We start from the raw sequence: 12,424 nt of genomic DNA, 5'->3' as shown, positions 1-12,424 counted from the left end.
TTATGACTTACTTCACCGCAGATAAATCTAAATATCCCGACAGATCACGCTGTTCTGCCCGTGGCAGATAGGGCAACTGCCCCAACAACGGTGCCGGGATCTTTTCGCTAAGCACGTTAATGATTTCAGCATAATGCGCCAAACCGGGATTAATCCGGTTCGCTACCCAGCCTAGCAGCGGTAACCCATCATTAATAATCGCCTGCGCGGTGAGTAATGCGTGGCTGATGCAGCCCAATTTAATTCCAACCACCATCACTACCGGCAACTGCTCCTGCACCGCCCATTCAGACAGCGGACGCATATCGTTCATCAGACTACGCCAACCGCCGGTTCCCTCAATCACCACCACATCCGCCTGGGCGTTGAGCGCTTGTAAACCGGTGCTGAGATGCGTGTAGTTAATCACCTCAGGATGTACGCAGATTTCATCTTCCTGCAGCGTAATAGGATTGATGGCCTCATACGGTAACGAAAGGGTCGAAGTGGCTTGTAGTATCAGCGCATCCTTATTTCGCAACCCATCATCGGTTTGATGACTACCTTTGGCGACGGGTTTATAGCCCACTGCACGGGGATAATCGACCGCCAGTTTTTGCAACAATGCACGCGCGACAACGGTTTTGCCAACCGCAGTATCCGTACCGGTGACAAATATACGACTCAACATGAGGAAAACTCCGGCAGGCTAACAACCTGAAATAGATAATCTTTAATCAATGGTTTTAGCCAGGAATTTTATGAGATTGCAGGTGACTACGGCTTGCGCTAACGCAATCTTTTGCTAATAAAGAAAAAACATTAGCCCTGTAAAAGTTTGACCAGCAACTCACCGCTATACATCGCATCCTTGACCAGGGCGGCGCCTGGCATGGTTCCGACATTAAGAAACTGGGTGGGCTCAACGTCAATTTCGGCGCTGTAGTCTGGCAAAGCCTGCTGACGAATGCAGGCGGTGATGACCGGATAGAAAACTTCCGCCGCGCGATTGAGTGGCGATCCGATAAGAATTTTTTGTGGATTAAACAGGTTCACCATCATCGCCAGGATGCGGCCAATACTATTGCCGACGCCGGTAATAATATCTTTCGCCAATTGGTCGCCCGCCAACGCGGCATCACACAGGGATTCAACCGTTAACGGCTGGTGTTGCAGCGTGGAGTGTGGGGAGGCGTGCAGACGCTGTTCCGCCAATTCAAGCATACTTCCAATACTGGCGACGGTTTCCAGACAGCCATGGTTTCCGCAATAGCACTGCCTGCCATAAGGGTCCACCTGAGTATGGCCAATCTCAACCAGTGAACTGCGGCTGTTATGCAGCAAACGCCCGCCGGTGATCACGCCCGCGCCGACGTTATGGTCGATAACCACCTGAATAACATCATCCGCGCCACGAGAAGCGCCAAACAGCGACTCGGCAATGGTCCAGGCACAAATATCATGCTGAATATAGACCGGTAACCCGGTGCGCCTTTCGAGTTCAGCACCGAGCGGCATATCCTCCACCTGATAAAAAGGCATACGGTGAACGATCCCTTTTTTGGTATTAATAATGCCGGGTAATGTGATAGCAATAGCCGTTAAGCGTTCTAGCTTGTTTTGCTGGCGGATAAAAAAGCGATCGATTTCGCCAATGATCCGGGTCAGCAGCGGTTCGGTGGCTTGAGAAGGGAGCGGAACGCCCTCTTCAACCACCAGTTTGCTGCTTAAGTCACGTAGCGCCAGCGTCATTTCCCCGCTGCCGATACGCACCGAGAGATAATGCCAGGCATCGGTGTCCAGAATAAGCCCCACCGCCGGGCGCCCGCGACTCCCAACCTCTTGAAACTCGGTTTCTTGTACTAAATGGGCTTCCAGCATTTCACGCACAATCTTAGTGATACTGGCCGGGGCAAGTTGGGCTCGTTTGGAAAGTTCGATGCGCGAAATTGGGCCAAATCGATCTATCAGGCGATAGACCACACCAGCGTTTGTCTGTTTGATCTGGTCGATATGGCCAGGCTGACTATCCGCTATCACAAACCTGCTCCCGCTTATTTTCGCGCTTCTAAATAAACCCATTTCGGCTATGGTGGAGGAGGAATGAGGTGCCGTCAAATATTTGATTCGATATGTGATTTACAGCACATAAAACGTCATAAAGCGCGTGGAAAAACAGCAATCCCGCGCCGCCCAACGTAACGTTAATCGTTAAAAAGAAACTTCATCATATGTTGCATTGCCGCACTCACCTCGCGTTGTTTTGACCAAACCAACCACACTTCGGAGAGCGCATCCGTCTCTTGTAAAGGTATCCATACCACATCCGCCAGCCGAACCCGGCTGAAGGAGGCCGGTAAAATGGAGATCCCTAACCCGGTGGAAACCAGTCCAAGGATCGTCATCGCTTCGCCGACCTCTTGTGTGATGTAGGGTTGAATGTGATAACGCTGCAGCAGGGTCAGAATTTCGCTATACAACGCGGTTCCCCCTCGCGCATCGAAGAAAATAAACGGTTCCGCAGACAGCGCCTGGATGGAGACCTGCTGCCACGAAGCCAGCGGGTGATCGCGGTGAACCACTGCGCACAATGGTTCGCGTAACAACAATCGATATTCAAGCGTTTCTGGTAGCGGTGTGTTGCGCATTACGCCCAAATCGAGCCGTCCATCATTAAGCGGTTCCAACTGTTGGCGGGTGTTAATCTCTTGCATCTGGATATGCACATTGGGAAAGCGTTGGCGAAAAGTCGACAACGCATCGGAAACTGCGGCGATAAAAGGTGCCGAAGAGGTAAAGCCAACCCGTAATTCCCCTTCATCGCCCAAATGTAGGCGCGCCGCACGCTCGGCGGCTTGTTCAACGCTGACCAAAATGGTGCGGGCATCCTGTAAAAACTGCTGCCCGGCGGCGGTGAGCCGTACGCTGCGGTTGGTACGGGCAAATAGACGCGCGCCGATCTCTTGCTCCAGCTTCCGGACTTGTTGACTCAACGGCGGTTGGGAAATATTCAATCGCAACGCGGCACGTCCAAAATGCAGTTCTTCCGCGACGGCAATAAAGTAACGTAGATGACGCAATTCAATATTCATATTTTAAAAGAATCATTTGAGATTATTAATATATTATACAACATAATCCGGTTTACTTATGCTTTAGAGATTGAAATTAAAACCTAAGGATCCGTTGTGAACCGCTCTTCTCAGGCCGTGACGCTACAAAATAACCAAGCAGAACGCGCCTCTGTAACTTCCCCGGAAAAGAATCTGTATATCCAGCGTGGTACGCCTCAGTTTATTCGTGTGACGCTGGCGCTGTTTTCCGCCGGTCTTGCTACCTTTGCTCTGCTTTACTGCGTGCAGCCGATTTTACCGGTGCTGTCGCAAGAGTTTGGCATTTCACCGGCGCAGAGCAGCATCTCGCTCTCTATTTCCACTGGGCTAATGGCGCTGGGATTATTGTTTACCGGTCCACTGTCTGATGCGATTGGGCGAAAGTCGGTTATGGTCACCGCGTTGCTATTGGCGGCAATCTGTACCTTGCTTTCTTCGGTGATGACTAGCTGGCACGGCATTCTGCTGATGCGCGCATTAATTGGTCTTTCACTCAGCGGCGTGGCGGCGGTTGGGATGACCTATTTAAGTGAGGAGATTCATCCAAGTTTTATCGCTTTTTCCATGGGGTTGTATATTAGCGGCAACTCAATCGGCGGGATGAGTGGGCGCTTAATCAGCGGTGTTATCACCGATATAGCATCTTGGCGCGTGGCGGTGGCGGTTATCGGCTGTTTTGCGCTGGCCTCGGCGCTGATGTTCTGGAAAATCTTACCGGCTTCTCGCCATTTCAGAGCGGCGTCGTTACGTCCGCGTAGCTTGTTAATCAACTTTCGCCTGCACTGGCGCGATAGCGGGTTACCGTTACTGTTCGCCGAAGGTTTCCTATTAATGGGCGCCTTCGTCACGTTGTTTAATTATATCGGTTACCGGCTAATGAGCGCCCCGTGGTTTTATAGCCAGGCGGTGGTTGGCTTACTTTCGGTGGTGTATCTCACCGGCTCCTGGAGTTCGCCGAAGGCGGGCGCGATGACCGCACGGTTTGGACGCGGCCCGGTGTTGGTCGTTTCGACTGCCATTATGTTGGCGGGTTTGTTAGTCACGGCATTTAACTCAATTTGGATAATTTTGCCGGGCATGATGCTATTTACCGCCGGATTTTTCGGCGCGCATTCCGTGGCCAGCGGTTGGATTGGCCCACGCGCACGGCGGGCGAAAGGTCAGGCATCCTCCCTATACTTGTTTAGTTATTATGTTGGTTCGAGTGTTGCAGGTACGCTTGGCGGCGTGTTTTGGCATCGCTTTGGCTGGGCGGGAATTACCGGCTTTATTGCCGTGCTGCTGGTTGTTGCGTTGCTGGTCGCCTTGCGTCTGCATGGTAAACGACTTTAATTTTCAGCGCCGTTGGCGCTGTTTATCCACCCTACTGCGCGCAGTTAGCGGGCGCGCAGTTAGCGGGCGCGCAGTTTTTCCTCAATACGGTTAGCCAGTACGCTATGGTTTCCGGATAAAAGCGTGGGACGGCGTTCCGGCGCGGTAATGACATTCGCTGCGGCATTTTGCTGTGCGTCATGATCGACAAATCCCGCATAGCTATCCGTCATTGAATACTGGGTATCGGCGGTATCATTGCTCTGTGGCAGGGAATCCAGTCGTTGTTGTACACGCTGTTGGAAACTTTCTTCCCGTAATCCCTGACGTAGCATCGGCTGGAGAGTTTTCACGTTCTCTTTCAGTAACTGCTGATAACCTGCTGCTTGTTGACCGCATTCCAGAGAGAAAAACGCTTTGCCTTCCTGGTAGGCACAGTGCTCCGCCAGCATAGGACGATTGTTTTTTGCCCACGGATCAAGCACCAAATCGATAGCCTTTCCGCCATTGGGTTCCTGAAAAGAGAGCGTAAGCCACGCATGGTCGACACGTCGCCCCTCCAGGATAGGATCGGAATAGAGCGTTAGAGTGGGCGGCTGCGCGAAACAGTGCTGATTTTTTTCGCTAATATCGAGCGCCATTAACGAGAGCAAATAGACATAGTTAGCACAAGTGCCGCTCCCTGTAACCATCGCGCAGGCCGCCCTGCGCGCGGCTAAGGTCACTTCCGGTACGGTTTGTGATTTCTTCCATTTCGGCGAGGCATCACCCAGCCATTTGGTTAGTTCATCAAGAGAGACTTTTTTAGCGGTTGCGGCCGTATCGATTGTGCCATCTGCTGCCCGTACCAGCACATTGCCGCGCCCATAAGGTAATGCATGATGTACATCGGCAATCGCTAAATCGAGCTGAACCATCAACTGTTGTGTTGCTTTAGCGACCTGACAGTGGTTTTCTGCCAAATACGTTGCCACCGCTTCCATTGACGATACCAGAGCGGCACCGCCGCCAGTAAATTGCGACTGCCTGGCATTAAGCTCATCAAGTCGCTGCCAGACCTCTCGCATATTTTCATTAACTGGATGATGAGGCTGGAAAATCTGTGATAACTTAGCGGTTAGCGGTAAGCGATTAAACGCCGAAGTATGTGCCTTAGTATCACTCTGTTCCCCGCTAATAACTGGCGGCAGATTAGCGCCAGGCGCGTTAACTTTCATTATTACTTCGCTCCTCAGATCGACGGCTTTTTGTGATAGGTGGCTCATTTTTTTGGTCGGTTCCCATCCGCCTGACTTTTCTGCTGAACGGAGAGTTTGCACAGATGTTGAGGTGATTGATTTATGGCGACATAATTAGTATGTTGTAACTAATACTATCACTATGCAGGATAGACGATGCGCTACGATCTCCCGGCAGACCTTCGCCGCTGCGCCACCGCGCTGGAACACGCGCTTGCGCACCTCAACCAGCAATTAAGCGCGTTACCTTTGTTAATCGGCAGGGGTTTCGCTCTTCCGCCCATCAATAAAGGTACTGAACATGATCCTGTAACCACCATCACGGTCACTCAACACCTTGGCGTCGACGCACGCGATCGCGCCCTCGCCCACTACCAACTTCTGTTCCTGCAACAACAATCCGAGAAAATAAGCACAAAGGCCGCAGTTCGTTTGCCCGGCATTCTCTGCTTTGAGGCTAATGCGGCAGCATCAACGGCAATCCACCAGCAGGTGAACACGGTAAACCGGTTGAAAGCCAGGTTAGAACAGCTCATTACGGTTGATTCCGGGTTATCGAGCGAAGCGCGGTTCGATTTTGTGCACACACATCTGCGCGGGCTACTCACGCTTAACGCTTACCGCGCCATTACCCTGCTGGATGCGCCGGATACGGTCCGCTTTGGTTGGGCGAACAAACACATCATTAAAAATGTCACGCAGCAAGAAATCATCGAGAAGCTGGAGAAGAGCCTGAAATCCGGTCGTGCGCAAGCGCCCTGGACGCGCGAACAGTGGGCGGAGAAGGTTGAACAGGAAAGAGATGCAGTGCGAGCCTTACCGCCAGGGGCGAAGTTGAAAATTAAGCGTCCGGTAAAAGTACAACCGATTGCACGAGTTTGGCATAAGCAACAGCAAAAACAGACCCAGCTTGCCTGCCCTTCCCCGTTGCTGGTTCTCTGCCCTGATCGCAGCACCGTGCCGTTGATCGGCGAACTATTAAATTACGATGCGGCACACGTCACCCACCGCCATAAGCCCGCGGCAGCACCATTGTTTCCGCTGATACCGCGCTGGCACCTGTATAGCGACCGTTGATGACTACCGCAGGGAAACGCCCACAGTAGTCATCTGCAAGTCAATCATTACTGCTTCATACTACCGACCATCTCTTCAGGACGTACCCAGGCATCAAACTCGGCCTCGGTCAAATAGCCGAGTTTTAGCGCCGATGCCTTCAGTGTGAGCCCCTCTTTATGGGCTTTCTTAGCGATTTCCGCCGCTTTGTCATAGCCAATATGGGTATTCAATGCGGTAACCAGCATCAGAGATTCATTCAGAAGTTGCGTGATACGATCGCGGTTTGGCTCAATGCCCACCGCACAGTGGTGATTAAAGCTATCCATACCGTCAGCCAAGAGGCGAATCGATTGCAGGACGTTGTGAATGATCATCGGGCGATAGACATTAAGCTCAAAGTTACCAGAAGCGCCGCCCATATTGACCGCCACATCGTTACCGATGACTTGGCAACACAGCATGGTCATGGCCTCGCACTGAGTCGGGTTCACTTTCCCCGGCATGATGGAACTCCCCGGTTCATTTTCCGGGATAGCAATTTCGCCAATGCCGCAGCGCGGGCCAGAAGAGAGCCAACGCACATCGTTGGCAATTTTCATTAGCGACGCCGCCAACCCTTTCAGCGCGCCATGCGCATGGACTAAGGCATCACAGGTCGCCAACGCTTCGAATTTATTCGGCGCAGTAACAAACGGCTGTTGCGTTAAATCCGCTAACGCTTTCGCCACGCGAACCGCATACTCCGGGTGCGTATTCAGCCCGGTTCCTACTGCGGTTCCTCCCAGCGCCAGTTCTGCAACATGCGGTACACTTTGCTCAATATGCTTGAGGTTATGTTCCAGCATCGCGACCCAGCCGGAGATCTCCTGACCAAGGGTTAATGGCGTTGCATCCTGCAGATGCGTGCGACCGATTTTGACAATATCTTTGAATGCCCCCGCTTTCTGGTGCAGGGTTTTCTTCAGCACCTTAAGCTGTGGGATCAGATGTTCGCGAAGCGCGATCACCGCCGCAACATGCATCGCCGTTGGGAAAACATCGTTGGAGCTTTGGCTCTTGTTTACATCATCATTCGGATGCACTAAGCGCGCCATCCCGCGCTCGCCGCCCAGTAGCTCGCTCGCACGGTTAGCCAGCACTTCGTTCATGTTCATATTGGTCTGAGTGCCGGAACCGGTTTGCCAAATCGCCAGCGGGAATTCATTGACGTGTTGATCGGCCAGCACTTCATCGGCGGCGTTAATGATGGCCTCCGCGCGCTCGGTTGGCAGCAGGCCGAGATCGTTGTTAACTTGCGCCGCCGCGCGCTTGGTGAGCGCCAGCGCATGTACCAAGGCGGTCGGCATTTTTTCTGTAGAGATGCGGAAATGTTCCAGTGAACGCTGTGTTTGCGCTCCCCATAGCTTATCAGCCGGTACATCAATCGGTCCCATTGAGTCTTTTTCAATGCGGTTGGCTGCCATTACAACTCTCCTTTAGCACAATCATTGGGTTTCAAGAGGCCCGCTGGCCATTAAATAGCGAAATAACGGGCAGGTCGTAGTGTCACAAACAATAATTTAACATCATGCCTGCTCGTCGTCCCGATCACATCGTGTTTTTCGGCTGTGTTTTCAGACACAGTTTCTGTTTTAATACCCGAAGTTAAACGTCGTTTATCCGGGATAAATTATGCAAAAATTAATCAATTCGCTGCAAAATTACGCATGGGGCAGTAAAACTGCGCTAACCGAACTCTATGGTATCGCTAATCCTGATTTACGCCCGATGGCCGAGCTTTGGATGGGGGCTCATCCCAAAAGCAGCTCGCGCATTGAAATTGACGGCGAGCAGCATTCTCTGCGTGAAGTTATTGAGAGTAATAAAGAGGCGTTTTTGGGCAACGCGGTGGCGAAAAGATTTGGCGAACTCCCGTTCCTGTTTAAGGTCCTGTGTGCCGATCAACCGCTTTCCATCCAGGTGCACCCGAGCAAAGCCGCGGCGGAAATCGGCTTCGCGAAAGAGAATGCCGCCGGTATTCCGCTTGATGCCGCCGAGCGTAATTACAAAGATCCCAACCATAAGCCTGAGCTGGTCTATGCTTTAACGCCATTCCAGGCAGTTAACGGCTTCCGCGAATTGCATGAGATTGTCTCCCTGTTACAACCGGTAGCGGGCGCGCATCCAGCCATCGCACATTTCTTGCAGCATGCTGACAGCGAAAACCTGGCGACGCTGTTTGCCAGCCTGTTGTCGATGAAGGATGAAGCCAAATCGCTGGCGTTAGGGGTTTTAAAATCAGCGCTCAATGCGCAACAAGGGCAACCGTGGGAAACCATTAAAGCGATTGCCGAGTTTTATCCGGATGACAGCGGCTTGTTCTCCCCCCTGTTATTAAATGTGATTGAGTTACAGCCAGGCGAAGCGATGTTTTTATTTGCTGAAACGCCGCATGCCTACCTGAAAGGTGTGGCGCTGGAGGTGATGGCTAATTCAGATAACGTATTACGCGCCGGGCTCACACCGAAATATATCGATATTCCCGAACTGCTGGCGAACGTTAAATTTGAAGCGAAACCTTACGATACATTGCTTACACAGCCAGTACAAAGTGACGATACGCTAAGCTTCCCAATTCCGGTTGAGGACTTTGCTTTCGCTATTCATACGCTTTCCAGCCAGCCTAAGCCGGTGAACTGGGATAGCGCAGCCATCCTGTTCTGTATTGAAGGTCAGGCTGTAATCAACAAAGGGCAACAGCAGTTAGCTCTGCAACCCGGCGAGTCGTGCTTTATTGCCGCCAATGAACCTCCGGTGTCAATTAGCGGAACCGGGCGTCTGGCGCGGGTATTTAACCAATTACGCTAAGCACTGACGTAAGCGGCAGCAATTGCTATTATTATTCAAGCTATTAACCAAACGCCTTCGGGCGTTTTTTCGCCACTTGCCCAAGAGCCAATGCCGGCAGTGGAAGATACAGTGAAAGGATGACAGCATCGATGAAAAAGACAAAGATTGCGATTGGCGTGGTGATTGCGCTAGGGGTAATTTGGACCGGCGGCGCCTGGCTGACCGGTAAGCAGTTAGAAACGCATATGAATGAATTGGTGGACAACGCCAATGCCCGGCTAAATAGCGTGGCGCCCGATAGCCGTTTAAAAGTTAGCTATCAAAACTATCAACGTGGCCTGTTTAGCAGTACCGCACAATTGGTGGTTCAGGCCAGCTCTCAAACTGAAGATAACGCCCTGCTGAAACCGGGTCAGAGCGTGGTGTTTAACGAAAAAATCGATCATGGTCCCTTCCCGCTGGCGCAGTTAAAGAAATTCAATCTGCTGCCTGGCATGGCTTCGGTGCATACCGAGCTGGAAAATACTGACGCAGTAAAACGCCTGTTTGAACTGACTAACGGGAAATCCATTATTCAGGCGGATACCCGTATCGGTTACAGCGGCGCGACAAATTCAGATATTGGTCTGTTACCGGTAGATTACCAAAATGCGCAGAGCGGTGAGCGTTACGCCTGGAACGGCGGCACAGTAAATATCGATAGTGATGCGCAAGGCGACAAAGTTGGCTTTAGTAGCGACATTGACAGCATCGCGATTACCACCAGTAAACAGCAGGATGGCGCCCCGGTACTGTATACGGTTGGTTTCACCTTTAATGGTTTAAAACTTTCCGGTGATACACACCTGAGCCCTGAAGGATTACGCGTTGGCGACCAAACGATTGAGCTGAAAAAGATGGACGCCACGGTAAATGGCAAAAACGCCGTTACGCTGGAAGGATTGAAAGGAACCTCTAATTTTAACGGTGAGAATAAACAGGTTTCCGGGCAGATTGACTACACGCTGGATAGCTTAAAAGTGCAGGATCAGCCGCTGGGTCAAGGCAAATTGTCGATGAAATTGTCGCAGTTTGACGCGCAAGCGTTGAAAACCTTCTCGGAAAACTATCACAATCAAATGACTTCGTTGCTGAACCAGCCCGGTATTGGCGACGATCCGTTGCGTTATCAGGAAGGCGTGCGTCAGATCCTTGCCGCTAACCTCCCCTTAGTGCTGAAAGGCGACCCGGTAGTAACCATCGCTCCGTTTAGCTGGAAAAATGATAAAGGCGAAAGCACCTTTAACCTGGCGCTGCATTTCCGCGATCCGGCAACCGCCAGCGGCGACGCGCAAGACACCGCGCAGGTTTTCGACCGGGTAATGAAAACGCTGGACGGTAAATTGGTGATTAATATGCCGATGGCGACCGAGTTAATGAAGCATGTCGCGATGACCGAAGGCTACAAAGATGATGATGCCAATAAGCTTGCCGATCAGCAGGTTAAAGGCGTCGCCGCCATGGGGCAGATGTTTAAGCTCACCACGCAACAAGATGATAATATCGTCTCCAGCCTGCAATATACCGGCGGCCAGGTGACGATGAATGGCGAGAAAATGCCGCTCGAACAGTTCTTGTCGCGTTATATGCTGGGCAGCGATCCGGCTGCTCCAGCCGAAAACCCGGCACCATAAAGCATGCAACATGCAATAAGGAGGCGATTGCGCCTCCTTTAGCTGGTATAAAAGACGGGATAGTAGTCAGGTAATCTTTACGGGATGTTTATATAAACAACAGGGAAGAAGATGAATAACGTATTTCTGAAAATTGCGGGTGTGGCCGGTGAATCAAGGGATGCCGCCCATGAGGGATGGATAGATGCCGTGACCTATACCTGGGGCAGTCGGCGTGATGACATTGGTTCGGGGCCCGGGAAAACATCATTTACTAACTCAAAAATCTCAGGGCAGAGACTTCAAATCTTGAAGAACAGGGCCGGATGCTGCGCATGAAGACGGCAAAACTGTATGCAAAAGTCGAATTTGTCCGGGAAAACAACAAAATTGTTGGCTATGTGATTTCGGCGGTAAATGTGGTGTTGTCCGGGGCAGAGATGGCTTTAGGCGCCACTCTTCTTGCCAGTGCCACTCCGATAGGTGTGTTGGCCGGAGCAGTGCTCGTTACGGACGGATTTAATGGGTTGAGCAAGGAATTTAGTCATCAGGTACTTCATGAATCAGCGTCTGAAGGGTTTGCGGCTAACGCAGCCATGTCTACCGCCGAATTTATGGGATTCAGTCGCGAAAATGGGTTAGGTGTATATAAATCAATTTCACTTGCTGCTAATGCTTATAGCATTTTAGGCTTAATCAGAAAGCCCGGGGCATGGAGATTATTTCGCTATATGCCAGTGGATTATTACCGAAAAGTCAGTACGTTAAGCCGCCCAAAATTGACTATGAGAATAGTCGGATACGGCGTAAAAGCTAAGGTTATTTTTGATTTAATGACTATTAATGATCGCCCTCAATCCTAGAAACATATTTTTTATACCGCCAAGCTTTGAATGCGAGTTTGGCGGGCGTCAGATACCAGATGAAAGGTAATCCTACCACCAGCGAAAAAGCCAAGGATAGAGCATTACTTTTTGTCGATAAGACCGACGTAAAAATCAGGATAACGAAGGCAACAATAGTAATCCATTTAGCGACATTAAATCGTTTTGCTAAGTCTTGAATCACTTCCTCAAGCGTTCCGCCAAAGTTTTCTACATTGTTTTTAACTTTCTCAAGATCAGAATGGCTAAAGCCCGACCTTAATAGCGCGTCTTCACTCACTTTCATTCACTGTTGATCCTTAAAAAGCTCCCGGACTTTCTGAGATAAGTTTACCTGAAATGGTCCGGAACATCTCCAC

11 protein-coding genes and 1 pseudogene are annotated in these 12,424 nt (G+C 51.0%); 6 read left to right on the top strand and 6 right to left on the bottom strand.

The window, feature by feature from the left end; translation table 11 throughout:
• Positions 1-7: 7 nt before the first annotated feature.
• The 3 genes from bioD to PMPD1_RS10975 form a co-directional block, all read right to left on the bottom strand.
• A complete protein-coding gene (gene bioD / locus PMPD1_RS10985) occupies positions 8-670 on the bottom strand; it encodes a dethiobiotin synthase (protein ID WP_173634074.1) in 663 nt (220 codons plus the stop codon).
• A 131-nt stretch (positions 671-801) separates the two neighbouring features.
• Positions 802-2,019 carry a sugar metabolism global transcriptional regulator Mlc gene (mlc, locus tag PMPD1_RS10980; RefSeq protein ID WP_173634073.1) on the bottom strand — a complete coding sequence of 406 codons (1,218 nt, stop codon included), beginning with the start codon at positions 2,017-2,019 and terminating at the stop codon, positions 802-804.
• 164 nt (positions 2,020-2,183) lie between these two features.
• Positions 2,184-3,071, bottom strand: coding sequence for a LysR family transcriptional regulator (locus PMPD1_RS10975; protein WP_173634072.1), 888 nt, complete (start codon positions 3,069-3,071; stop codon positions 2,184-2,186).
• A gap of 96 nt (positions 3,072-3,167) precedes the next feature.
• Here PMPD1_RS10975 and PMPD1_RS10970 point away from each other — a divergent pair, with 96 nt between their 5' ends.
• Positions 3,168-4,424 (top strand): multidrug efflux MFS transporter YnfM/SxtP(Kp), encoded by a 1,257-nt coding sequence (locus PMPD1_RS10970; protein ID WP_173634071.1) that lies wholly within the window; start codon positions 3,168-3,170, stop codon positions 4,422-4,424.
• 59 nt (positions 4,425-4,483) lie between these two features.
• Here PMPD1_RS10970 and PMPD1_RS10965 read toward each other — a convergent pair whose 3' ends face one another.
• Complete coding sequence (locus PMPD1_RS10965) at positions 4,484-5,620, bottom strand: Rossmann-fold NAD(P)-binding domain-containing protein (protein ID WP_173634070.1); 1,137 nt, start codon at positions 5,618-5,620, stop codon at positions 4,484-4,486.
• A gap of 177 nt (positions 5,621-5,797) precedes the next feature.
• Here PMPD1_RS10965 and tus point away from each other — a divergent pair, with 177 nt between their 5' ends.
• Complete coding sequence (tus, locus tag PMPD1_RS10960; RefSeq protein WP_173634069.1) at positions 5,798-6,718, top strand: DNA replication terminus site-binding protein; 921 nt, start codon at positions 5,798-5,800, stop codon at positions 6,716-6,718.
• Between the two features lie 47 nt (positions 6,719-6,765).
• On the opposite strand, the gene fumC is transcribed toward tus, so the two are convergent.
• Positions 6,766-8,163, bottom strand: coding sequence for a class II fumarate hydratase (gene fumC, locus PMPD1_RS10955; protein ID WP_173634068.1), 1,398 nt, complete (start codon positions 8,161-8,163; stop codon positions 6,766-6,768).
• A gap of 208 nt (positions 8,164-8,371) precedes the next feature.
• Here fumC and manA point away from each other — a divergent pair, with 208 nt between their 5' ends.
• From manA to PMPD1_RS10935, 4 genes and pseudogenes are all read left to right on the top strand, one after another.
• Positions 8,372-9,547 (top strand): mannose-6-phosphate isomerase, encoded by a 1,176-nt coding sequence (gene manA, locus PMPD1_RS10950; RefSeq protein ID WP_173634067.1) that lies wholly within the window; start codon positions 8,372-8,374, stop codon positions 9,545-9,547.
• Between the two features lie 131 nt (positions 9,548-9,678).
• Complete coding sequence (locus PMPD1_RS10945; protein WP_173634066.1) at positions 9,679-11,202, top strand: YdgA family protein; 1,524 nt, start codon at positions 9,679-9,681, stop codon at positions 11,200-11,202.
• Between the two features lie 111 nt (positions 11,203-11,313).
• The gene (locus PMPD1_RS10940; protein WP_173634065.1) at positions 11,314-11,520 is read left to right on the top strand and encodes a type VI secretion system tube protein Hcp; all 207 of its coding nucleotides are present in this window, start codon (positions 11,314-11,316) and stop codon (positions 11,518-11,520) included.
• Positions 11,475-12,044: pseudogene (locus tag PMPD1_RS10935) on the top strand (DUF4225 domain-containing protein); the annotation flags it as partial. The gene PMPD1_RS10940 and the pseudogene PMPD1_RS10935, both read left to right, overlap by 46 nt.
• Here the strand turns inward: PMPD1_RS10935 and PMPD1_RS10930 are convergent.
• Entirely contained in the window at positions 12,022-12,351 is a 330-nt protein-coding gene (locus PMPD1_RS10930) for a hypothetical protein (protein ID WP_173634063.1), read from the bottom strand. The pseudogene PMPD1_RS10935 and the gene PMPD1_RS10930 overlap by 23 nt on opposite strands.
• Between the last annotated feature and the right edge of the window lie 73 nt (positions 12,352-12,424).

The organism is Paramixta manurensis (genome assembly GCF_013285385.1).
GTDB classification, from domain to species: domain Bacteria; phylum Pseudomonadota; class Gammaproteobacteria; order Enterobacterales; family Enterobacteriaceae; genus Paramixta; species Paramixta manurensis.
Note: the sequence above shows the minus strand (reverse complement) of the source record. Positions and strands in the feature narration are given on the sequence as shown.